The following is a 23,616-nucleotide window of genomic DNA, read 5'->3' on the forward strand; positions in this document are numbered from 1 at the left end:
CACTCACATTGGCAATTAGGAATGCTTCGCCTCAGTCGCTCGCCGCGTGCCGCTCCGTAGAGAATGGAAGAAGCTGCTGCTCAGAGCTTCGCGACGCGCGCCTCATCGGCACCACTTTGGACGTAGCCGCGGGCTTGCGTAGTGCCGCCGCAACGCGATGTGCGAAGTGATTTGCGAGAAGGGGTGGTACCGCATTCCCGATCATCGAGTATGCATCGACGACGCCCACGCCTGCAAAAGAAAACCAGTCCGGAAAGGCTTGGACGCGCGCAGCTTCCCGAATCGTTATCGGCCGAGGCTCGAATGGGTGAATGTACCCGTAGGTGTCCTTTCCAATATGGGCTACCACCGTTTTGCACGGACGGGACGCAGACAACCTCTCAAGCCAATCACCATGTTGACCAGACCCATTCGAAAGATACCCCTCTCCTAGCAGGTGATGCTTCTCGTGCAAACCACTCGACATCTGCTCAAGAAGAAGTCGCAGCGCGAACGAGTCGTTCAACCGTTTAGCAACCTCCGCCGCTCGATCTCGTAGAGCATCATTCTTGGCACCAACCCCAAGCGCCTTCGCCATATCAGCAACCAGCGCAGATACTCTAGATAGGGACTCGGCCTGGGGAACCTTGAGATCCATCCACCGGACTCCTGGTGCCACTAGCTTATACAGCCTCGCATCATCTTCTCGCGGATTTCGATATATATGCGCATCCACTTCTCGCGACATCGCACCGGAGATCAAGCTTGGCTGACGAACCCAGCGCAGATAAGTCGCGGTCGCCACCTCAGCCCCTTCACCTATCGGATCAGCAACACTACTTACTGTCGACGTGTCGTTTCCCTGGTCACGGAACATCTTTGCAACGGGAAGGCCAGACAACGCCGAACCTAGCGTGACGTGTTCTGAGAATGAGGGGATTGCGAGAACGGCGCGCGGGTCGCCATCAGAGACCTCTGAGCTGATGCCACACATAATGTAGCGCTCTCGCGCTTGCGGCACAGCGTGACTTTTTGCTCGGACAATTTTTGCATCTACTTCGTAGTGTAGATCTTCGCATTCAAGCGAGTCGATGAGCTCTTCGAGCAATTCCGGTGCATTGAGCTCCCCATCCGGCGTGGCCAGTTTCGAAGCAAAGTTGGAAACATTCTCGAATAGGAATACCTTCGGCCGAAGTGCCTCGAGGAAGACAACGTAGCGATACATGAGCGCATTGCGCTCGTCGCCAAACTTGTTGGACGCCCATGCGTGTGCACCTTGATCGCGCAGCTCGCGAATCACAGCGCGACCGATTCGGCTGAAGCCCTTACACGGAGGCCCACCCAAAAGCACACTCACTCTTCGATTGCCGCTATAGAGCTCTCTCAGCTTCTTCGCGTTCTCGAGACAGAATTCGCTCCGCAACGTGAGGCGACCTGCGAACCATTCGATCCAGGCCTTACGAACAGAGGTTCCTGCGCTCGAGGACAGATAACCGTGAAGCGAGGCCATCCGTACTGCGTTTGGCTTATGTTGACCACGTCCGACGGCCTCCGCGGCAGCCTTCGTTCGATCGATCGCCTCCTGCCATTCGTCTGTGGCGGCTTTGCGATGGACCGGATCGGGACTCACCATGGAGGGCTTTACGCCGGACTTTTCGACAAGCAATTGCTCGGTCGTCCAAGGGAGGGAAGTTCCGTCGAGCCTGACCTCACGCAGCGATGCAAGATGAAGCTTACCCAAGATCGATTTACCCAGCGCGAGACTGAATACTTTGGCATCGACCTGCGCGATAGCACTCGCGTGCTCAGTCGATTCGCCTATGTGATCAAGTTTGGCTTGAAATGCCTCGTCCAGAGCTCTCAGCTTTGACACATATTCGTCGAAGCCGAGCTGCCTCAAACTCGCTCGAAGCTGGCCGTCTCGATGCGCTTCTGAGAAGTGCACAAGGTAGAAGAGGAGAGCCTCCGACCAGTGGTTGAACCATGCTAGATCAGCAAGCCGTGCGATCGGCAGTCGACTCCCTCGCGGCGCAGGATGGTTCGAGCGAAACACCTCGACTGCTGGCTTCCAATTGTCCATTGCCAGCACGGAACGGAAGGGCTTGTGCCCGCTCGGCTCCTGCAATGCGTCAAAACCTAAAGAAAGGCCGCCACAACCCGAGAAGAGATCGACGACATTCCAGACGGCTTGCGAAGCTTTCGTTTCCATCTTATATGTATACTTTAGTATTCAATTATTTTCAAATCTGGATGGCATCGCTGACGTGCTTAAGAGATGGTTATCCGGAACTTTTGTTCGATGAGACTCACAAGGCAGCCGAGCTCGTGAAAAAGCGCTTCTCGACCTCTAGCCAAATCTAACGTACTGGCGACGTGCGGTATGTCGGCCTTGGATACAAACACGTAGTCGAAGAACGACGCATCCATCTTGATGAGGTTTCGTGGGCTCGCCCGCTCAACATCGCCTCCCTGCGTCCTACTGCCCTTGGGCGGGATCATGTCTGCGGTTGCGAAACAATAGATCATCTGGGAGGTATCCCCGTTGGACTTGAGGCCCCACTTCTGTTCGCAGTACTCGTCACCGACCATATCGAAGAGTATCTTCCACATTGTACCCACGTGGAACACTTCCTTCAGGCGCGTCTTCGCACTAACGACAATTGCGTTTGAAGGATCCTCACGATCGTAGATCGCGAAATCGCATTCGATTGGAATCTTCAACACCTCTGCGTGCCCGGCAAGCTCGATGTTTCGCGTTAAACACAGTGCATCCTTCAGGCACGGTGGCGTGCCCTTATCGACCAGGATTCTGTCCTGTGACTCAAGCAACTTGGCCAGCCCATAGACGATGGCATTCACGAAGTTCTCGCCGTTGTTTTTAGCGTGCCCTTGAGACAGCGCGCTTCGAAAGCCCGTGAGGTTGATGAGATCTCCCACAAGGCGCCCCTCTAGATGGGCACCTAGATCAATCTCAAGGAGCAGCCTGGTGAGGTTCGAGAGAAGGAAAGTATGCGCTGCCTTGGTGGATCTGTCGCTTGCCAAGGCGGTAAGCTCCAGATCCATCAACGCTCGTACCGGCGCAAAGGCTTTCGCAACAGCGTGATCCCTTATTACGAGCTCGTCACGCAGCCATTTCAACACCATCCCATTAAAATTCGGTGTCGGCGCCTTTGAAGCGGTGCTGTACAACCTGGAAACAGCGCCCTGCCGGCCGGCCATCAGCGCACCCTCCGATCGATGTGAAGTTCCGCCACCCTCACCAACTCGGAAGTCTTCATCCCTAACGCATGTGCAATGCAGCTAAGAGTATTAACGGTGGGACTTTTGACACCCCGCTCTAGCAAGCTTATGTATGTGCGGTGCACACCAGCTGAAAAAGCTAGCTCCTCTTGCGACAGGCCAGCTTCAACTCGGAATGACGCGATTGCCGCGCCAACGGACTCGCTAATTGTTAATGATGACTTCATGCATCCCATGGTATGCATGAAGCACGTTATATTCTTCAGACTATAGTCTTCAAATATAAGTCGTGGTGATAAAAGATTACTTGCGCGGTCGATCTTAACCCGGAAAGCCACCGGCACCTGCTTTAAGGTGCCCACCCGAGCATCACCCGCACTTCGAATACCCACAATTCAAACAAGTCTGACACCCGTCCATCAGCACCAGCGCCTGCGTATTGCACTTAGCGCAGAGCGTGGCGCCAGCGGGGAAGCCGGAGGCGTTCATGTGGGCGGCTTCTGCGGCGGCTTGGGAAGCATCGCCGGCGGAGCCGGCTCCCACAGGGGCGGCCGCGGCGGCGGCCGGCGTTGCGGGCTTCGCGGCCTTCTCGTAGGCGGCACGCTTTTCGGCAATCAGCGCGCGGGTCGCGTCGCTCATTTCCGGGTCGTGGATCAGGCCGATCGACTTCATGTGCTGTTCGACCACCGCGCCGATCTCGGCGACGATGCTGGGCATGTAGACGCCGCCGGCCTTGAAGTAGCCGCCGCGCGGGTCGAAGACCGCCTTGAGCTCTTCGACAATAAACGTCACGTCGCCACCCTTGCGGAAGACGGCGGACAGAATTCGGGTGAGCGCCACGATCCACTGGAAGTGGTCCATGTTCTTCGAGTTGATGAACAGCTCGAAGGGGCGACGCTGCTCGTGCTTGGTGCCGGCGTTCAGGACGATATCGTTGACGGTGACGTACAGCGCATGCTCGAAGAGCGGCGACTTGATCTTGTACGTGCTGCCGACGAGGGTCTCCGGTCGTTCCAGGCTTTCGTGCATCTGGATGACTTCGGCCACGGGCGCGGCTTCTTTCACCGGCACGGGCGCGGGGGCCGGAGCGGCCTTGTCCTCGGGCTTGACTACGTTATAGCCCTTGATCTTCTTTTCGATCTTGATCGCCATGACTCTTCTCTTATAGGTATCCCGCCCGGCGCGATCGCCGGGCGGGATGGGTGCTACTTACTTACGACGGCCACGAACGGCGCTCTTGCGTGCCGACGTACGACCGGTCTTGCTGGCAGTGGACCTCTTGACCGCCTTGGGGGCGGTCTTCTTGCTGGCGGCCTTGCGGACCGTCTTCTTTACAGCTGCGACGCGACCGGCGCTCTTGCGAGCTACCTTGGCCACGCCCTTCTTGACGGCCTTGCGAGCCGCCGAGACCTTCTTCGCCACGCGACCGGCTGCCTTCTTGACCGTCTTGCGGACGGCGGCGGCCTTCTTCACGACACGACCGGCTGCCTTGCGGGCAACCTTCTTGACCGCGACTGCCTTACGGGTCGAACCCTTCTTGGCGACCTTGCGAGCCGGCGCCTTCTTGACAGCCTTCTTGACCGCGACTTTCTTCACGGCCTTCTTGGCGGCGACCTTCTTGGCGGCAACCTTCTTGACCGCTGCCTTCTTCACGGCGGCCTTCTTGGCCGGCGCCTTCTTCGCAGCGACCTTCTTGGCAGCCACCTTCTTCACGGCGGCCTTCTTGACAGCCTTCTTGACGACAGCCTTCTTGGCAGCGACCTTCTTCGTCGCCGCCTTCTTGCCGGCAGCCTTCTTCGGAGCGGCCTTCACCGCTGCCTTCTTCGCAGCGGCCTTCTTCGGCGCCGCTTCAGCCGGAGCAGCCTTGGCCGGAGCAGCCTTGCGGGTTGCCTTCTTCGCAGCCTTCTTGGCCGGAGCCGGCGTCTCCACCGGAGCAACCTCGGCAACGGCCGCCTTCTTCACCGGCGCCTTGCGAGCCTTCTTGACGACCGGCTCGGGCGAGACGTAGTCGGGCTCGCTGTAGTGATCGACCGAGACCGGGGACGCATCTTCGACCGGCGCCGAGGTCGGCTCGATGGTCTTGATGGCGACCGGCTTCTTCTTGACGACCTTCTTGGCGACGACCGGCGACGGCGTCACTTCGGCGGTGACATTCGTCTCCGCTTCGGGCGTGTCGCTGGTGTCATTGGTGTCGATATCGGGCAGCTCACCCTCGACAACCTGGTTTTCATTGGACATGTTTTTCCCTCTCCGCGGGGTCAGAACTTACCGTAATAGCCTTCCTTCAAAGCATCGAAGAGGTTCGCGGCGGTGTGCATTTCACCGTCGTATTCGACTTCTTCGTTACCCTTCAGTTCGACAACGCTACCGTCTTCCAATTCGAAGCGATAGAGGGTGTTCTCCAGGTCGGTTTCTTTTACGAGCACGCCCTGGAATGCGGCGGGGTTGAAACGGAAGGTAGTGCAGCCCTTCAGACCCTGCTTATGGGCGTACATATAGATGTCCTTGAAGTCCTCGTACGGATAATCCGTCGGGACGTTCGCGGTCTTGGAAATGGAGGAATCGATCCACTTCTGCGAGGCCGCCTGGATGTCTACGTGTTCTTTCGGGCTGATGTCGTCGGCGGAGACGAAGTAATCCGGCAGGCGGGTCTTCGGGTCGTCGGAGAACGGCAGCGCGTCGCCGTTGATCAGCGCGCGGTAGGCCAGCAGCTCGTAGCTGAAGACCTCGACCTTTTCCTTCGACTTCTTCCCTTCGCGGATCACATTGCGGGAATAGTGGTGCGCAAAGCTGGGCTCGATGCCGTTGGAGGCATTGTTGGCCAGGCTCAGCGAGATCGTGCCGGTGGGCGCGATGGACGAGTGGTGGGTGAAGCGCGCGCCGGTCTCGGCCAGGGCGTCGACCAGCTCCGGGGCCACTTCGGCCACGCGCTGCATGTAGCGGGAGTACTTGGCGTGCAGCGCGCTGCCGCGGATGCTCTGGCCGACCTTCCAGCCGTCCTTGACCATCTCCGGGCGCTTGCGCAGCATCTCGGCGGTCACGGTGTACTCGCGCGACAGGACGGGCGCCGGGCCCTTTTCCTTGGCCAGCTCCAGGGCGACTTCCCAGCCGGCGATCGCCATCTCGCGGGAGACTTCCTCGGTGAAGGCGACCGCGTCGGCGTTGCCGTAGCGCATCTTCAGCATGGTGACCGTGGAGCCCAGGCCGAGGAAGCCCATGCCGTGGCGGCGCTTGGACAGGATCTCTTCGCGCTGGCGCGCCAGCGGCAGGCCGTTGATCTCGACCACGTTGTCGAGCATGCGGGTGAACACGCGGACCACTTCGCGGTACTCGTCCCAGTCGAACCGGGCCTTGGGGCCGAACGGATCGCGGACGAACACGGTGAGGTTGATCGAGCCCAGCAGGCAGGAGCCGTACGGCGGCAGCGGCTGCTCGCCGCAGGGGTTGGTCGCGCGGATGTGCTCGCACCACCAGTTGTTGTTCATCTCGTTGACGCGGTCGATGAGGATGAAACCCGGCTCGGCGTAGTCATACGTCGAGACCATGATCATGTCCCACAGGTGACGCGCACGGATGTGGCCGTAGATCTTGCAGGCGACCAGGCCGTCCTCACGGGTGACGTAGTTTTCCTTGGTCGGCCACTCGCGCCAGATGACCTTGGCGGCGTCGTTGAGGTCGATCTCGTCCTGTTCCTTCACGTGCACCGGGAAGACGGTCGGCCAGTCCTGGTCGTTTTCGACCGCTTCCATGAAGCCGTCGGTGATCAGCAGCGACAGGTTGAACTGGCGCAGGCGGCCGTCTTCGCGCTTGGCGCGGATGAATTCCTTGGCGTCCGGATGCGCGATGTCGAACGTGCCCATCTGCGCACCGCGGCGACCGCCGGCGGAGGAGACGGTGAAGCACATCTTGTCGTAGATATCCATGAACGACAGCGGGCCCGACGTGTGGGCGCCGGCGCCGGAGACGTAGGCGCCGCGCGGGCGCAGCGTCGAGAACTCGTAGCCGATGCCGCAACCGGCCTTCAGCGTCAGGCCCGCTTCGTGCACCTTCTCGAGGATGTCGTCCATCGAGTCGTGGATGGTGCCCGAGACGGTGCAGTTGATCGTGGAGGTGGCCGGCTTGTGCTCGAGCGCGCCAGCGTTGGACGTGATGCGGCCGGCGGGAATGGCACCGCGGCGCAGGGCCCAGAGGAAACGCTCGAACCAGTGTGCGCGCAGCTCGTCGGTGGCTTCGACATCGGACAGTGCGCGGGCGACGCGCTGGTAGGTGCCGTCCACCGACTCGTCGACGGGGTTGCCCGACTTGGCCTTCAGGCGGTACTTCTTGTCCCAGATGTCGTACGAGGCGGGCTGAAGCGGAATGGCCGCGGTCTCAAGCCCCATGGCTTGCGCACGTGCAGTGCTCATGTATGTGTCGTCCTCGAGTCTAGGCCCTTGTAGGCCTCTTATTGGCTTGCGTTGACGCAACCACTCGACAGCTCTCCCCCCGGAGCCTCTGCCGACCATCCGTGCTCCCTCCGCCGGCCCTCCCGAAAAGCCTTTGCCGACGATGGTTTGTACTGAGAACCTGAGTAACCGCAGCACCAGCGCTAGGTAACAAGGGAACCTGGGAACACAAGATGTTGTGGTTACGACCGGAGTGAACCTTAAACCCGGAGAGGGTCGAAGTAAAGTGTCGGTGATGGCTGTCGCACGGTTTGAAACTCACAGGCGCCCGGATGGTCGAAGGCGTCGAAATCCCCGTTTCAGTGACACAACAAGGAGTTCCTGTATGCCCGCCAGCGCTCTTCGGCGAACCAAGATTTTCTCCGTCGTCGCGACCCTGGGTTTTGCCCTGGCCGCGCCCGCGTTTGCCGCCATCCCGCCGACGATCGACGGTCAGCCGATGCCTTCACTGGCACCGATGCTGGCGAAGGTGACGCCGGCGGTGGTGAACATCTCGACGAAGACCCGCGTGCGCGCACGCGATCCGTATTTCGACGATCCGCTGTTCCGCCAGCTGTTCGGCAACCAGGGGGTTCCCCGCGAACGGGTGGAGCAGAGCCTGGGCTCGGGCGTGGTGATCGATGCCGATAAAGGCTATGTCCTGACCAACCACCATGTCGTCGGGGGCGCGGACGATATCACGGTCACGCTGCAGGATGGTCGCGACTTCAAGGCGAAGCTGCTCGGCAGCGACCCGGAGACGGACGTCGCAGTGCTGCAGATTCCCGCCGAGCGCTTGCAGGCGCTACCGATCGCGGATTCGTCGGCGCTGCGCGTCGGTGATTTCGTGGTGGCCGTGGGCGATCCCTTCGGCCTCGGGCAGACGGCGACGTCGGGCATGGTCTCGGCCCTGGGTCGTTCGGGCCTGGGTAAGGGCTTCCAGAACTTCATCCAGACCGATGCCTCGATCAACCCAGGTAACTCCGGCGGCGCGCTGGTGAACCTGCGCGGCGAGCTGGTCGGCATCAATTCGATGATCTTCACGCCCTCCGGCGGCAATGTCGGCATCGGCTTCGCCATTCCGACCGACCTGGCGACCGGGGTGATGAAGCAGCTGCTGTCGTACGGCAAGGTGCGACGCGGCAACCTCGGCGTGGAGGTGCAGGACATCACCCCGCGTATCGCCCAGGCGCTGAAGCTGAAGGACGCGAACGGCGCCGTGGTCACGCGGATCAACGAGGGCTCGCCGGCGGATGGCGCGGGGCTGCAGACCGGCGACGTGCTGACCGCGATCGACGGCAAGCCGGTGCGCTCGGCGCAGGATGTGCGCAATACGGAAGGCCTGATGCCGCTCGGCGCCCGGGTGAAACTGTCGGTACGCCGCGAGGGCGCATCCCGCGATGTGGAGGCGACGATCGCCGCCGTCGCCATCGCCTCGGTGGACGGCGGCAAGGTGGATCCGCGCCTGGCCGGGGTGACCTTGAGCGATCTCACTGCGGATCAGAAAGCCGGCGGCGGGTTTGGCGTGGTGCTGAGCGGGGTGAAGCGCGGCTCGGCGGCCGCGGCGGCGGGGTTGAAGGATGGCGATATCGTGGTGGGGATACAGCAGAGGAAGGTGACGTCGGTGAAGGGCTTGCCGCTGGGGGCGGGGTTGGCGGGGAGGCAGTTGCTGCTGACTGTGGTGCGTGATGATTCTGTGTATTACGCGGTGTTGTAGGGCCTGTCGCCGATGAATCGGCTCCCACATGGAGCGCGCGCCCGCTTCCTGTGGGAGCCGCTTCAGCGGCGATAAGCTTCTCCATGCAAACGCCCCACAGCAGCAACCAGCTTTGTGTGAGAGCAACCAGCTCCGTGTGGGAGCCGATTCACCAGCTCCGTGTGGGAGCCGATTCATCGGCGATGCTCTCCTAACAAAATCCCCCCACCCTTCCCGACAGCCTACGTTCTGTTTCACCCCGGCAGGATGCCGATTGACGTCAAAGGGTGCGCCCGGGCCCTCAATAGCCCACAATTGCGCCCCAATGCCCAACCCCGCTTCCGTCCCGAGGTTCTTGCCGTCCATGTCTCTCCGTCTTGCGCGACTGTTTACCGCCACGCTGATCGGCCTTAGCGCCTCTGCAACCCTTTTCGCCGCCGACACCGCCCTGGTGTGGCGTGGCGATATCACCACCGCGCGCGGCGTGGTCATCGATGTCGCCAAGGCCTGGGAGAAATCCGGCAAGGGCAAGTTCGAACTGCAGCCGTTCAATACCGCTTCGGGTATCGACGCCGTCGCCAAGGGCACAGCGGATATCGCCGGTTCGGCGCGTCCGGGTGTCGGTGCCGCCGAGCAGTCGCTCACCTTCACGCCGGTGGCGTGGGACGCCCTGGTGATGGTCACCTACCCGTCCAACCCGGTGAGCAACATCACGCTCAAGCAGCTCCATGAGATCTACATGGGGCACATCACGAACTGGAAGGACCTCGGCGGCGCCGATCTCCCGATCAACCTCTACGCCGTGGCCAGCCCGGCCGACGGCGTCGAATACAGCATGCGTCGCCTGCTGTTCGGACGCGGCAACCAGCCCGTCGCCGCACCGCGTCTCTACGTCAACGTGGCCAAGCTCGAAGAGGGCGTGACCCTCGACAAGCAGGGTCTCGGCGCGACCACGCTCGCGGGCGTGGCCACGAACAAGAAGGTGAAGATCCTGCAGATCGACGGCGTCACGCCGTCGGCCTCGACGGTGGCCAGCGGTGCCTACCCGCTGTACAGCGAGATCTACCTGGTCACCAACGACACCAGCCCGAAGGCGGCCGAGATCAAGGAATTCCTTGCCTTCGTCACCTCCAGCACGGGTAGCTCGCTGCTTCGTTCGCACAGCCTGGTGCCGTACGCCGACGGCGCGTCCCTCGCCGCGGGCGATGCCGCCCGTCGCGCGAAGATCGCTTCCACCGTCGGTACGCGCGCCAACGTGGGCGAGCCGATGACCACCGCACCGACGGCCGTCGCCGCCGCTCCGGCCGCCGCGAAGGAAGTCGCTATCGCCAAGGCCGAGACCAAGGGCAAGGGCGCCAAGGCAGCGAAGGAAGCCAAGGGCTCCGCCGCGAGCACGGCTGAGCCGTCGCAGTTCGCCAAGGTCGTCGCCAGCGTCAGCACCTCGGCGCACATGGGCTTTGCCGGCGTCCACGCGGAAGCGTTCTCGAACTCCGACAACGCCAAGATCGGCGGCAAGTTCGCCAAGGTCCTCGCCGACGCCGTCACGGTGAAGGGCAAGATCTCGGCCAAGCCGGCCGCGCCGATCGACAGCTCCGAGAAGTCGAACAAGATCGACACGCCGAAGGTGAGCGAGGCCAAGCCGGCCAAGGCCGCCGCTGCCGCCAAGCCGGAAGCCAAGGCCGCCGTGGCCAAGGCCGCCCCGAAGGCCGCTGCGTCGGCGCACACCTATAAGGTGTCGACCGGCGACACGCTGTATTCCATCGCCAAGAAGAACGCGGTGGACGTGAACCAGTTGCGCGCCATGAACGGCCTGAAGGACAACAATGTCCATCCGGGCCAGGTGCTGAAGGTCAGCGCACGCTGAGGGAGCGCCCCATGGCCGTCCGCGCCGTCTCCCTCGACCTCGACGATACCCTGTGGCCGGTTCTGCCGGCCCTGATCGAGGCCGAGCATGTCGTGGACCGCTGGCTCCGCCACCACCATCCCGATGTCGCAAACGCATGGCCTATCGAGGCCATGCGTGAGCTTCGCGAGCAGATCGCCCGCGACAACGCCCACCTCTCCCACGACTTCAGCGAACAGCGGCGGATGACCATCCGCGCGGCCTTCGCGCACTGCGGCATCGACGATGCCCCGGTGGACGAACTCTGGCGGCTCTACTTCGCCGCCCGGAACAACGTGGAGCTCTACCCCGACAGCCTGCCGGCTCTCGAACGCATCGCGCACCGCGTGCCCATCGTCAGCATCTCCAACGGCAACGCCGACCTGGAGATCATCGGCCTGCACCACCTCTTCCATACACGCATCAGCGCGGGCGGATTGGGCGTGGCCAAGCCGGATGCCCGTATTTTTCTGGCGGCCGCCGAAGCCCTGGGTGTCGAGCCCGGCGAGATTCTGCATGTCGGCGACGATCCCGTGCTAGACGTCGTGGGCGCACGCCAGGCAGGACTGCGGACCGTCTGGCTCAATCGCACGGCTGAGGTGTGGTCGCACGGACCGGCGCCCGACCTGGAGTTCCCCGACATGACGCATTTGGCCGATTGGGTAGAAGCGTCGGCGCTTACGGACGGCTAGAATAGCGGCACACCGATTGCACTATTCTATTGACGCGGTTGCCAACGACCGCGAGGCACGGGAGGCCTGATGTCGTCACTGATCGAACGCAAGTCCGGAAAACGTATCGCCATTCCCATCGAGACCGTCGATGTGGCAGGCATGTCGGCGGCCGAAGGGCGGCTCGGGGCAATGCATCGTCAGTGGTTGGTTTCCACCGCGTTCCGGCCGACGCCGGGCGCGATCCTCGTGCTGCCGGATGCCAAGGGCGCGATCGAACGCATCCTGGTCGGCGTCGACCGCGCCGATCCCATTGCCGCACTCGGCTCCCTGCCCACCCGGCTTCCCGAAGGTCTGTACGAGTTCGCTGACGAAGGCGTGGTCGACGACCGCGACCTGCTCGCGCTCGGCTGGGCACTCGGCGCCTACCGCTTCGATCGTTACCGCACGCGCGCCCGGCCGCCGGCACAGCTGGTGGTCGACGCCGCGACGCTGCGCTCGGTGCAGCCGGTGATCGATGCGACCGCCCAGGTCCGCGACCTGGTCAACACGCCCACCGAAGACATGGGCCCCGAACATCTCTCCGCCGCCATCCACGCACACGCCACCGAGCACAAGGCGAAGGTGCAGGAATGGGTCGGCGACGAACTGCTCGCCGCGAACTTCCCGACCATTCACGCGGTAGGCCGCGCAAGCCATCGCGCGCCGCGCATGATCGAGCTCACCTGGGGCAAGAACTCCAATCCGAAGCTGGTGATCATCGGCAAGGGCGTCTGCTTCGACACCGGCGGCCTGGACATCAAGCCATCGGACGGCATGCGCTGGATGAAGAAGGACATGGGCGGCGCCGCGCATGCGATCGCCCTGGCCGGCCTGGTGATGCAGGCACGCCTGCCGGTGCGCCTCACCCTGCTGGTGCCGGCTGTCGAGAACGCGATCGCCGGCAATGCGATGCGACCGGGCGATGTGATCAAGACCCGCGCCGGCCACACGGTGGAAGTGGACAACACCGATGCCGAAGGCCGCCTGGTGCTGTGCGACGCGATCGCCTACGCGGTGGAACAGGCGCCGGATCTGATCGTCGATTTCGCCACGCTTACCGGCGCGGCACGCGTCGCGCTCGGTCCCGAGCTGCCCGCGCTGTTCACCAACCGCGACCAGCTCGCCGACCATGTGATCGGTGCCGCGGAACTCGTCGGCGACCCGCTGTGGCGCCTGCCGCTGTGGCGTCCGTACCGTCGCATGCTGGAGTCGTACGTGGCGGACTTCGCCAACGCCGGCCCCTCACGCCACGCCGGCGCCGTCACCGCCGCGCTCTACCTCGAGCGTTTCGTCCCCGAGAGCCAGAACTGGATGCACCTGGACACTTACTCGTGGAACGACACCGACCGCCCGGCCCATCCGCGCGGTGGTGAAGCGCAGGGTTTGCGTGCGTTCTATCGGTTCCTCTCCGAGCGCTATTCCTAAAAGGAAAGCCCGCTACCGCGTGCGGTTCCATGTGGGAGCCGGCTATCGCCGGCGATCCCGCACCTTGTAGGAGCCGGCTATTGCCGGCGATCCCGCACCTTGTGGGAGCCGGCTATCGCCGGCGATCCCGCGGCAGCGGGCCAACTCGCTGCAACCTGGCAATCGCCGATGAATCGGCTCCCACACAAAGCTAAGGTTCCAACCGGACACCTTGTAGGACCGGACACCTTGTGGGAGCCGGCTATTGCCGGCGATCCCGCGGCAGCGGGCCAACTCGCTGCAACCTGGCAATCGCCGATGAATCGGCTCCCACATAAAGCAGGGCTCCAACCGGACGCGGGCTTACTCGTCGCGCTCGCTCTTGGTCGCTTCAGCGCGCTGCGTCCTCACCGCAACGACCGCGCGTAGATTTCGCTCCAGCTCCGCGAGCGACAGCGGAAAGTACGCGTCATCCTGATCGCTCACCTGCCAGCTGTGTATTCGCTTCGCCGTCGCGGCCACGCCGGAGGACACCAGCGCCGCGCGCACGTCGTCCGGATCCAGATCCGTCGCCTGCAGGATCAGCTGCCAAAGCCAGTTCATGCGCTGGGGGTCGACACCGCGCGTCATCGGCGGTCGCGTGTACTCGCGCGACGGCGCTTCGAAATCGCTCATGGGAGATCCCTGTTTGGCCGGTACGAGGCGATTATGGCATTGGCCATCGCCCTCGCAATGCGAATTCGCACGTTTTCGCGGCAACCTGCTGGCGAGCCTCGGCGTCGACAAGGTCACGGTGGTCGCTCATTCGATGGGCGGCATCATCGGCACGCGCTGCACGCTGATGTATCCGCAGGGCGTGGAGAAGCCGGTGCCGGTCGACCCGCTCGGCCTGGAAGACTGGCAAGCCAAGGCTGCACCCGAACGGTTCTATCAGGCCCTGGACCACGTGTGGAACCCCGCTGTGTGTGGGAGCCGCTTCAGCGGCGAAAGGCATCGCCGCTGAAGCGGCTCCCACATAGGGCAGTTGCTCCCACACAGGGCAGTGGCTTCCACACACAGGGCAACAGCCCCCACACAAGGCAGCGGCCGCGCACATCACAACCGGGCTCTACTGCACGAACGAAATCTCGCGCTGCATGGGGCGGATGACGTAACCGACGGGCATCCACCCGCCACTCCCCGGCGCCAGCGACACGGTCTCGAAGAGCACCGCCCTGGCGAACTGCGCCACGAAGATCACGTTGAGGTAATCGCCGGCGGGCAAACCGACCGGATCGCGAACGCGGGTGACTTCGAACCACTCGCGGCTGATCAACGCGCCGCGATCGATGCGAATCTTCCGCAGGTATCGAACCCATTCCGAACGCGGCACCAGCCGCTGCATCATCGCGCCGGCCTCGAGCCACATGGCATCGGGACGGCGCGCCGCGTTGGACAGTTGCACCCAGTGCGTGGCATTGGCGACGGCGTTGTCGAGCGAGTTCGGCTGCGGACCCAGTCGAGGTTCGTGGGCGACGGTGAGCATCGCCCCGAGGGCGTTCGTTCCCGACAGCCGGGGCGCTGGGACTTTTCGTACGACTGCGCTCGCCGGGGCCATGGGTCGCCTCCACCTTCTCGTGGCGTCCAGCTTCGGGCGGTCGCCCCGCCCTGCCAAGTCGGCCGGATGGAATACGGCGGTTGGTGGAGGCAGTTGGTGGAGGCAGGAGTGGGTATGGCAGGGTGTGGGTGTGGCCGTGTGTGGGAGCCGCTTCAGCGGCGATAGGGGGCTCGCCTAATCCTGGCCCGCTGGCGCGGGATCGCCGCTGAAGCGGCTCCCACAAGGGCTTCTACAGGGGCTCCACAAAGGGCTCCAAGGGGCTCCAAGGGCTCCAAGGGCTCCAAGGGCTCCAAGGTTCCACAAGGGTTCCTACGACATTGCTGGATGCGGTTGTGGAAGGGATCGAGGATTCAGAGCGCTGAGCGGCGGCCGAAGGCCAGCACGTCGGAGGTGTAGGTTTCGACCACCAGGCTGAAAGGCTGGTTGGCTTCGGTGAAGAGAACGGCGCGATGCCGCAGCAACTCGTGCGGGATCGCCAGCGGTCCCTTGATGGCCGGAGGCAGCGGTGCGTCCATCTCCCAGCCCCTGGGTAGCGGCGACCACAGCAGGTCGGCGCTGATCGTCTGGCGGCGGAAGTGCAGCCCCTGGACGACCTTGCCGAAGGGCTGGTCTGTGCTGTCGAGGATCTGGTTCATGTCCGCGGTGAGCCGCGAGGGGACATACCAGTTGTCGGCCTCGGAGAGCACGTGCTCGCCGCAGGTCAGCTGCACGCGGCGGTACTTCACCGGCTCGTCGGGACCGATGCCGAGGGTCTGCCGGTCCTCGGCCGGGAGCGGCTTGTCCTGCCCCTTCACCCGACGGGCGAGGATCTTCGCGTCGCCGGCCAGGGCGTGATCGCCGCACCAGCGCTCCAGCGTGAGCGTCGCGCTCGGGTGGCTGAGCAGGTCGGCGTTGAGCGTTTCCAGCAGCGCGAGTGCCTGCGTGCGCGAGGCGACATCGTCGGAGAACGCCTCACGCGCATGCGCCGACGGCGCCGCTGTGACGGCCATGACGGCCAGGCTTCCCGCGGCGATGAAGGTGCGTGTGCTGGTCATGTGGCTAGAGTCCCTTGGCCGCCTGGGCCACCGCGCGGAAAAGCGCGCGACCCTTGTTCATGGTTTCCTCCCACTCGGCGGCCGGGTCGGAGTCGTACACGACCCCGCCACCGGCCTGCACGTGCAGGCGGCCGTCCTGGATCACGGCGGTGCGGATCGCGATCGCGGTATCCGCGTCACCCCACCAGCCGAGCCAGCCGATCGCGCCGGCGTAGATGTTGCGCTTGAAGGGCTCCAGCTCCTGGATGATCTCCAGCGCGCGGATCTTCGGCGCGCCGCTCACGGTGCCTGCCGGGAACGTCGCCTTGATGACATCCATGTAGGAGAGGTCGTCGCGGATATCGCCTTCGACCTGGGACACGATGTGCATGACATGCGAGTAGCGCTCGACGACGAAGGACTCGGAAAGCTCCACCGTACCGGTCTTGCTCACGCGGCCGACGTCGTTGCGACCGAGGTCGATCAGCATGAGATGCTCGGCGCGCTCCTTCGGATCGGCGAGGAGCTCGGTCTCCAGCGCGACGTCTTCCACCTCGTTGGCACCGCGGCGACGCGTGCCCGCGATAGGACGCAACACCACGCGACCGGCCTTCAGCCGCACGAGGATCTCCGGCGACGAACCGACGATCTGCGTCGGCCCCATGTCGATGAAGAACATGTACGGCGAGGGATTCATCGCACGCAGGGCGCGGTAGACATCCACCGGCCGCGCGTTGAAGCCGACGCTCAGGCGCTGCGACGGCACGACCTGGAAGATATCGCCGGCACGGATGTATTCCTGCGCCTTGCGCACGACTTCCTCGTACTCCTCGCGGGTGAACGAGGATTTGAAATCGGATTCGTCGATCGCCGCCGGCTGCAGCATCTGCGGGTACGACACGCCACCCTGGCGCAGACGGAAGGCCAGCGCATCCAGACGCCGCGACGCATCGGCATACGCCTGCGGCTTCGACGGATCGGCATGGACGATTAGGTACAGGCGGCCCTTGAGGTTGTCGAACACGGCCACTTCGTCGGCGAGCATCAGCAGGACATCGGGCGTGCCGAGTTCGTCGTGCTTGTCCCACTGCGCCAGGCGCTCTTCGATATAGCCGATCGTTTCGAAACCGAAGTAGCCGACCAGGCCACCGGTGAAGTCGGGAAGGCCCGGCAGCTTCGGTACGTCGTACTGCTTGCGCAGCACTTCGATCTCGGCGAGCGGATCGTCCAGATGACGACGCTCCACGACCTCGCCGCACTCTTCCACTTCCAGCTCATGCCCGCGCAGGCGATACACGCGCCGCGCCGGCAGGCCGATGATGGAATGACGTCCCCAGGTGGCGCCGCCCTCGACCGATTCGAACAGGAAGGTATACGGGCCATCGGCCAGCTTCAGGTACACCGACAGCGGCGTGTCGAGGTCGGAAAAGACCTCGCGCACCAGCGGAATGCGCGTATGGCCCTGGGCGGCGTAGGCATCGAATTGTTCGCGGGAAATCATTCGGGGCGTCGCATCGGGTGGGGTTAATAGCCGATTGTAGGATATCGGGACGCCCGACTGCCCTCCTGTGGGAGCCGATTCATCGGCGATTGCCAAGCTGCCACCTTTCTGTGGGAGCCGATTCATCGGCGATAGCCAGGTTGCCACCTTTCTGTGGGAGCCGATTCATCGGCGATAGCCAGATTGCCGCATACCCCATTCGCCGCTGAAGCGGCTCCTACAGAGAGCTGGCCCCACGGTAGCGCTTACGCCAGGCGCTGCCTTGGCAATCCTTTCAGGTGCAGCGTAAACGCTACGCCGCCCTCGATATTCCGCGCGCTCGCGCTGCCCTGGTGGCGCTCGGCGACCAGCCGGACCACGTACAGCCCCAGGCCCAGATGCGGCGCATCGCCCGGCGTGGCCTTGTCGCGCAGGCTTACCAGCGAGTCGAACAGGCGGCCCTGCATGGCCGCCGGCAGCGAAGGACCCTCGTTGGCCAGTTCCACGTCCGCACCCTCGGCGGTAGGCGTGAGCGTGATGCGCAGCCAGCCGCCCGCCGGGGTGAACGACAAGGCGTTGTCGAAAAGCTTGTCCAGGGCCTGCGCGATCAATTCCGGCGAGACGTGCATCGGCACCGGGCCGGCCGGCAAGACGGCTTCGAGCGTGCGGTCGCCGGCCAGGCCGCGATAGCCGTCCGCGCAACCACGCACGATATCGGCGAGGTTCACGTCTTCCGCTTCGGCCGAGGCGATCGCGCGCTCCATCCGGCTCGCTTCGCTCATCGCGCGAACCAGCGCGCCCAGTCGCGCCACGCCGTCCCTCGCCCGCGCGAGATACGGTTCGGCCTCGGCCGGCAGGCCGGCGTGATCGAGGTTATCCAGCGACGACTTGACGATCGCCAGCGGCGTATTCAGCTCGTGCGACAACTTGGAGGCCAGCGTGCGCAGATAGTCCGTATACCCGCCCACCACCTCGAACAGCCGCGCGAAGCTGCGCGCGAGGTCGCCCAGTTCGTCCGTGGCGTCGATCAGCGGGAACGGGCCATCCAGACGGCCATCGTTGTCCTGCGCGCGCTCCGCTGCATTGCGCAGGCGGCGCAGGCGGAAGGTGAGCCGTGTAGCGAACAGGAGCAGCACACCGCCGGCGATCAGTAACACGGCGAAACTCGTCAGCAGCAGGCCGAACAAGGCGCGGTTGGCCAGCAGCGGCACCGCGCGGCTGGGTTGCTCGAGCAACACCGCGCCACGCAGCTTGCCGCCGGCCTGGACCGGCAAGGCGGCGGCGAGCACCACGCTGCCGCGCGCTTCGCCGGCACGCCAGGTGGTGGCCGGCTTGCCCTGCAGCGCTTCGCGAACTTCCGGCAGGTCCAGGCGCGGCGCGTCTTCGGTCCAGCCACCTTCGTCGTCCAGGCGCGTCGCCAGCAGCGAGCGATACACCAGCGAGGCGAACCAGCCCGGACGCTCGGACGCCGGAAGGTCAGGCAGGTCGAGCTTGCCGCTCTGCGCAATCAGCCAGGCATCGGGCGAGAGCACGCGCACACGCACACCGTCCGGAGCGAGCCGCGCCAGCTCCTGCGAGAGCGGTGCGGAGAAGTCGAGCAAGGGCCGCGCTTCGGCGGTAAGCGGTTCGCTGTCGCCATCGGCGGCGATATGCACGCCGATGCCGAGACGATCGAGCCGCAGTCCGCGCGGCAGGCGGAATTCCGCGCGGAAGCCGCTGCCATCTTCCTGCCACTGCGCGTTGATGCGATCGGGCAGCACGCCGGCCTCGGGGTCGAGCGCGATCGCGGTGGTCGCGCCGGGCGCTGCGCTGGCCATGAGGTAGCGCTGCGCGTCGTCCGCGCTGGCGATGGAAACGATGAGATGGTCGGCATTGAGCGCAAGGCGATCGCCGGCATCGGCCCGCCGGCGCTGGGTGGCGCGCACATCGATGTAGAAGTACAGCCAGTGATCGTCCTCGGCGAGCATCACCCGGGCGTTCTTGCCGAAGTTCTGCGCCCAGGGGCTCAGCGAAGCCCAGTCATCGGCGTAACCATCCATGGTGATGGCGGTAGGCGTGTGCTGGATGTACCAGGCCTTGCCGGCTGGCGGCAACGGCGCGTCGACGACGACCAGGCTGCGCGCGAGCGCGCGCCCGGAGGCGACCAGCGCCTGCGCCTGCCCTTCGCGCAGCAGCGTTTCCATCTGGCGCACGTACAACCACCCGGCCACAGGCAAGGCCAGCGTGCAAAGGGCGACCAAAAGCAGTTTCTGCCGAAGACTCAATGCTTGACCTCATGGAACGAGCTTCACCGTCGGAACAGGCTTTACCGTGGAACCGGCTTTACCTTCTGGGAGCAGGCTTTACCTTGTGGGAGCAGGCTTTACCTTGTGGGAGCCGCTTCAGCGGCGATCCCGCGGCAGCGGGCCAGCTCACCGCACCCCAGATATCGCCGCTGAAGCGGCTCCCACACGGGCCGGCTCCCACACGGGCCAGCTCCCACGCGGGCCAGGTCGCCGCACTCCGGATATCGCCGCTGAAGCGGCTCCCACACGGAGCAGGCGGCCGTCTTGGGTGGGTCCCTAACCATCCCTAGCCATCCCTGACCATCACGAGGTCCAGCGGTAGCCGACGCCATGCACCGTCTCGATCGCGTCGAACTCGGGCGCCAGCGCGATGAACTTCTTGCGGATGCGCTTGATGTGCGAGGTGATCGTCGCGTCGTCGACGACCAACTCGGCTTCGCGCATCAGCTGGTCGCGATTCTTCACGTGCCCGGGAAAACGCACCAGCGTATGCACCATCCAGAACTCGGTGACGGTGAGCGGAATCTCGATGCCGTTCCAGAGAATGCGCATGCGCTCGGACTCGAGCTTCAGCGGACCATGCTCGATCACCGTCTCGCTCGACGCCGGCGTCTTCAGCGATTCGATGCGACGAAACAGCGCTGCGATGCGCGCTGCGAGCTGATGCAGGCTGGTGTCTTTCGACAGGTAGTCGTCGGCGCCAAGGCGCAGGCCGGAGATGACGTCGAAATCCGAATCGCGCGCGGTGAGGAAGATGATCGGCAGCGTGGCCGACTTCGCACGCAGTTCGCGGCAGAGGTCGAAGCCGCCCTCCGGCTCGTCGCCCAGGCCGATGTCGATGATGACCAGTTCCGGCAGACGCATGGCGAAGGCCATGGAGGCTTCGCCGCGTGAGCCGTAGCCGCGGGCCTCGTAGCCGAAACGGTTGAGCGCTTCGACATAGTTGGCGCGGATGAGGGGTTCGTCTTCGACGATGGCGATGCTGCGGGCCATGGGCATTCCGTTGAGGTGAATTAGCCAGCGCAGGTTCCTATGCAGGCGCCCTGTCCGCAAGGCCCCGGCGGCGATTGCCCGCGTCTTGCCCCTTCTCGCACCCCTGCCCGGCCCGGGCCTACACATTTCGTTTGCCCGGGATTTGCCACAAACGGCCTGCGGATTGCCCTGAGCCGGACGCTCCGCCCGCCGTCCGCCGAGTTCAACTAGCCAACATGAAAACCAAACCCGACGCCGACAACACCGAACTGGAACGCGACTTCGAGCCGCTCCGCGTGGCCCTGGCCATTGGCGCCCTCGTCCTTGGCGTCCTGTTCGGCATGCACTGAAACGGGAGACCTCTTATGGATCTTTTCGACGACTTCGTGGAACCGGCCATGGAAGGCCTTGGCGCGGCTGGTGCGCAGGGAAGCGCGCCAGCCGCTGGGGCGGCGGAGCCCGACCCGGATTGGCAACCGCTCTAACGAAAACGCACGTCAGTCGGTGGTTTTCTGCTGCTGGGCGGCGACCTGACCGATCGGCACGAGATTCGTCGGCGTGATTTCGCCCACGGTGACCGTGCCGGCCATGCCGCGGAAGAAGTCCTCGCCCGCCTTGTTCAGCGACCGGTTCACGGCAAAGCCGTGCGATCCGGAGACACGTGAACTCTCGCCGTTGTTGAACTCACCGAAGCCAGGGCCATCCGGCGGAGTGATCCCGTCGATGAAGACCGAGCCGCCGAACAGCGACGCGGCCTCAATGTTGCGCATCTCGTTGGTGTAGCGGCGACGTGCGCGCTGGCCGGCGACGGCATCGCTGTAATCTTCCTTCAGCTCCAGCCAGTACTGGTTCGCCTGCGCACGTTCGGCGGGCGTCGACTGCGTGTACGCCTGGACGAAGGCACCTTCGAAGCGCGGATCGTGGCGTTCGTCGGCGATCGCCAGCCACGCGAGGCCGAGCGGACGATTGGCCGGACCCTCGTCGCCGTTGAAGTACATCAGGCCGAGCGCGTACTGGGCCGGCTTGCTCGCCCAATGCGCCGCATCGCGCAGGCGCTCGCGCGAGGCGGCATTGTGGCCGTGACCAAGGTCACGCGCGGCGGCGCAGAAGTAGTAGTCCCCCGGCAGCAGTCGCTCCAGGCCTTGTGCGCAGCCCTGGATGGTCTTGCGGAGCTCGGCCTTGGCCGCCACCGACGAGGAGGCGGCATCGGTGGCCGACACGGCGCCGGTAGCGGCGCAAAGCAGAGCGAGTGCGGCGGTGCGAAGATGTTTCATGGGCTTCTCCAAAGCGGCTCCGACGGGAGCATTCCTGGGGTCAATGGTCCGACTTGCGGGTATTTACCTGGCTGACCGGCACAAGCTCCGCATCGCCCACGAAGACATGGCTGTCGTAGCCGTAGAAGTACATGGCTTTCTGGGCCTGCAGCAAGCGACCGACGCTGAAGCCACTCTGTAGCGGCAGGTTATCCGCGGAAGCGACCGCACTGGGCGGCATGATGACGCCGTCGATGAAGACGCTGCCGCCGAAGTTGGCTGCCCATTCGAGCTCATGGTAAGCGCGGTCGAACTGGCGTCCGGCACGCGGGGCGGCCACGGCATCGGCGTAGATCGGCTTCATGTCCTTCCAGTAGGCGTCGGCCTGGGCGAGCTCCTCGGGCGTGGCCTGCTGGTAGGCGGAGATGAAGCTGGGTTCGTAGGCGGGGTCGTGACGTTCGGCGGCGAGCGCCAGCCAGGCAAGGCCCAGCGGGCGGTTCTTCTGGGCGTGGTCGCCATTGAAGTACATCACGCCGAGCGCGTACTGCGCCGGCTTGCTCGCCCAGCGGGCGGCGTCTTTGAGGCTTTCACGCGCCAGCCCCAGATGCCCGCTCCAGAAGTTCTGCGCCGCCGAACAGAAGTAGTACTCGCCGGGGAGGAAGCGCTCGAGGCCGCCCGGGCACGGCTGCAGGGAGTCGGCGACGGACTTCTGCTGGTTGGGCAGGGGAACCGGGCGATCGGCCGCGTTGGCGGCGACGGCGGTAGCGGCAAGCGCTCCGGCCAGGGTCAGTACGGACAACGTCTTCATACGTAGATCCTCGACTGTGACCCACCCCGAGTCGCTAATACCGTACCACCGAGTTCGCTTTTTATTCGTGAAATCTTTTTCATGGCCCGGCGGCCATCGGCAATTACTTGCCGTCGATCGCCGCGTGCATGCGCCGGATCACGTCGGCGTAGTCCGGCGCGTTGAAGATGGCCGAGCCCGCCACGAAGGTGTCGGCGCCGGCCGTCGAGATCGCCGCGATATTGTCCGGGCCCACCCCGCCATCCACTTCCAGGCGGATCTTGCGGCCGCTGGCGTCGATGCGCTCGCGCACCTGGCGGATCTTCTCCAGCGCCGAGGGGATGAACTTCTGCCCGCCGAAGCCCGGGTTCACCGACATGATCAGCACCATGTCGATCTTGTCCATGACGAAGTCCAGCCAGGACAGCGGCGTGGCCGGGTTGAACACCAGGCCGGCTTCGCAGCCCTCGCCCTGGATCAGCTGGATGGTGCGATCGACATGCTCGCTCGCTTCCGGATGGAAGCTGATGCTGCGCGCGCCCGCCTTGGCGAAGTCGGGCACGATGCGGTCGACCGGCTTGACCATGAGGTGCACGTCGATGTGCTCGGTGATGCCGTAGTCACGCAGCGCCTTGAGCACCATCGGGCCGATGGTGAGGTTGGGCACGTAGTGGTTGTCCATGACGTCGAAATGCACCCACTGCGCACCGGCGTCGAGCACCTTGCGCGTGTCCTCGCCCAGCCGGGCAAAGTCGGCCGAGAGAATGGACGGGGCGATAACGGGGCTTTGCTTGGACATGATCGATACCGTTTCTTAGGAGGACCAAGGGGTTCGCAGGAGGACTAAGGGGTTCTAAGAGGACTAAAGAGTTCGTACGAGGACTAAGGGGT

General features: G+C 64.2%; 20 protein-coding genes. 5 read left to right on the forward strand and 15 right to left on the reverse strand.

Annotation, left to right across the window (positions count from 1 at the left end):
• Positions 1-31: 31 nt before the first annotated feature.
• The 6 genes from VM621_RS12580 to VM621_RS12600 all read right to left on the reverse strand — a co-directional run bounded on the left by VM621_RS12580 (position 32) and on the right by VM621_RS12600 (position 7,625).
• Positions 32-2,188, reverse strand: a complete 2,157-nt coding sequence (locus VM621_RS12580; protein ID WP_325469305.1) for a DNA cytosine methyltransferase — start codon at positions 2,186-2,188, stop codon at positions 32-34.
• A gap of 59 nt (positions 2,189-2,247) precedes the next feature.
• Positions 2,248-3,198 carry a hypothetical protein gene (locus tag VM621_RS12585; RefSeq protein ID WP_325469306.1) on the reverse strand — a complete coding sequence of 317 codons (951 nt, stop codon included), beginning with the start codon at positions 3,196-3,198 and terminating at the stop codon, positions 2,248-2,250.
• On the reverse strand, positions 3,198-3,464 hold the full coding sequence (locus VM621_RS19525; RefSeq protein ID WP_332844001.1) for a helix-turn-helix transcriptional regulator: 267 nt from the start codon (positions 3,462-3,464) through the stop codon (positions 3,198-3,200). Before VM621_RS19525 ends, VM621_RS12585 begins: the two co-directional genes overlap by 1 nt.
• A gap of 124 nt (positions 3,465-3,588) precedes the next feature.
• The gene (locus VM621_RS12590; RefSeq protein ID WP_325469307.1) at positions 3,589-4,371 is read right to left on the reverse strand and encodes an NrdJb; all 783 of its coding nucleotides are present in this window, start codon (positions 4,369-4,371) and stop codon (positions 3,589-3,591) included.
• A gap of 57 nt (positions 4,372-4,428) precedes the next feature.
• Positions 4,429-5,457 carry a hypothetical protein gene (locus VM621_RS12595; RefSeq protein ID WP_325469308.1) on the reverse strand — a complete coding sequence of 343 codons (1,029 nt, stop codon included), beginning with the start codon at positions 5,455-5,457 and terminating at the stop codon, positions 4,429-4,431.
• A 20-nt stretch (positions 5,458-5,477) separates the two neighbouring features.
• Complete coding sequence (locus VM621_RS12600; RefSeq protein ID WP_325469309.1) at positions 5,478-7,625, reverse strand: adenosylcobalamin-dependent ribonucleoside-diphosphate reductase; 2,148 nt, start codon at positions 7,623-7,625, stop codon at positions 5,478-5,480.
• 364 nt (positions 7,626-7,989) lie between these two features.
• Between VM621_RS12600 and VM621_RS12605 the strand changes: the two genes are divergently transcribed.
• From VM621_RS12605 to VM621_RS12620, 4 genes are all read left to right on the forward strand, one after another.
• Complete coding sequence (locus VM621_RS12605) at positions 7,990-9,360, forward strand: Do family serine endopeptidase (protein WP_325469310.1); 1,371 nt, start codon at positions 7,990-7,992, stop codon at positions 9,358-9,360.
• Between the two features lie 343 nt (positions 9,361-9,703).
• Entirely contained in the window at positions 9,704-11,203 is a 1,500-nt protein-coding gene (locus tag VM621_RS12610) for a LysM peptidoglycan-binding domain-containing protein (protein ID WP_325469311.1), read from the forward strand.
• Between the two features lie 11 nt (positions 11,204-11,214).
• On the forward strand, positions 11,215-11,913 hold the full coding sequence (locus VM621_RS12615) for an HAD family hydrolase (protein WP_325469312.1): 699 nt from the start codon (positions 11,215-11,217) through the stop codon (positions 11,911-11,913).
• Between the two features lie 69 nt (positions 11,914-11,982).
• Positions 11,983-13,359: a leucyl aminopeptidase family protein gene (locus tag VM621_RS12620; protein WP_325469313.1), complete on the forward strand. Its 1,377-nt coding sequence runs from the start codon at positions 11,983-11,985 to the stop codon at positions 13,357-13,359.
• A gap of 342 nt (positions 13,360-13,701) precedes the next feature.
• On the opposite strand, the gene VM621_RS12625 is transcribed toward VM621_RS12620, so the two are convergent.
• Positions 13,702-14,013, reverse strand: a complete 312-nt coding sequence (locus VM621_RS12625; RefSeq protein ID WP_325469314.1) for a hypothetical protein — start codon at positions 14,011-14,013, stop codon at positions 13,702-13,704.
• Here VM621_RS12625 and VM621_RS12630 point away from each other — a divergent pair.
• Positions 14,012-14,341 (forward strand): alpha/beta hydrolase, encoded by a 330-nt coding sequence (locus VM621_RS12630; protein ID WP_325469315.1) that lies wholly within the window; start codon positions 14,012-14,014, stop codon positions 14,339-14,341. The two genes, VM621_RS12625 and VM621_RS12630, sit on opposite strands and share 2 nt — an antisense overlap.
• Positions 14,342-14,446: 105 nt before the next feature.
• On the opposite strand, the gene VM621_RS12635 is transcribed toward VM621_RS12630, so the two are convergent.
• The 8 genes from VM621_RS12635 to rpe all read right to left on the reverse strand — a co-directional run bounded on the left by VM621_RS12635 (position 14,447) and on the right by rpe (position 23,524).
• The gene (locus tag VM621_RS12635; RefSeq protein WP_325469316.1) at positions 14,447-14,863 is read right to left on the reverse strand and encodes a DUF4019 domain-containing protein; all 417 of its coding nucleotides are present in this window, start codon (positions 14,861-14,863) and stop codon (positions 14,447-14,449) included.
• Positions 14,864-15,285: 422 nt separating this feature from the next.
• Positions 15,286-15,969 (reverse strand): hypothetical protein, encoded by a 684-nt coding sequence (locus tag VM621_RS12640; protein WP_325469317.1) that lies wholly within the window; start codon positions 15,967-15,969, stop codon positions 15,286-15,288.
• Between the two features lie 4 nt (positions 15,970-15,973).
• Positions 15,974-17,449 carry an anthranilate synthase component I gene (trpE, locus tag VM621_RS12645; RefSeq protein ID WP_325469318.1) on the reverse strand — a complete coding sequence of 492 codons (1,476 nt, stop codon included), beginning with the start codon at positions 17,447-17,449 and terminating at the stop codon, positions 15,974-15,976.
• Between the two features lie 245 nt (positions 17,450-17,694).
• Positions 17,695-19,692 (reverse strand): ATP-binding protein, encoded by a 1,998-nt coding sequence (locus tag VM621_RS12650; RefSeq protein WP_325469319.1) that lies wholly within the window; start codon positions 19,690-19,692, stop codon positions 17,695-17,697.
• A 324-nt stretch (positions 19,693-20,016) separates the two neighbouring features.
• On the reverse strand, positions 20,017-20,706 hold the full coding sequence (gene pdsR, locus VM621_RS12655; protein WP_325469320.1) for a proteobacterial dedicated sortase system response regulator: 690 nt from the start codon (positions 20,704-20,706) through the stop codon (positions 20,017-20,019).
• A gap of 476 nt (positions 20,707-21,182) precedes the next feature.
• Positions 21,183-21,959, reverse strand: a complete 777-nt coding sequence (locus VM621_RS12660; RefSeq protein ID WP_325469321.1) for an SEL1-like repeat protein — start codon at positions 21,957-21,959, stop codon at positions 21,183-21,185.
• A gap of 40 nt (positions 21,960-21,999) precedes the next feature.
• Entirely contained in the window at positions 22,000-22,746 is a 747-nt protein-coding gene (locus tag VM621_RS12665) for a hypothetical protein (RefSeq protein ID WP_325469322.1), read from the reverse strand.
• A 103-nt stretch (positions 22,747-22,849) separates the two neighbouring features.
• The gene (gene rpe / locus VM621_RS12670; protein WP_325469323.1) at positions 22,850-23,524 is read right to left on the reverse strand and encodes a ribulose-phosphate 3-epimerase; all 675 of its coding nucleotides are present in this window, start codon (positions 23,522-23,524) and stop codon (positions 22,850-22,852) included.
• Positions 23,525-23,616: the final 92 nt, after the last annotated feature.

Source organism: Luteibacter sp. (genome assembly GCF_035539195.1).
In the GTDB taxonomy this organism is placed as follows: Bacteria; Pseudomonadota; Gammaproteobacteria; order Xanthomonadales; family Rhodanobacteraceae; genus Luteibacter.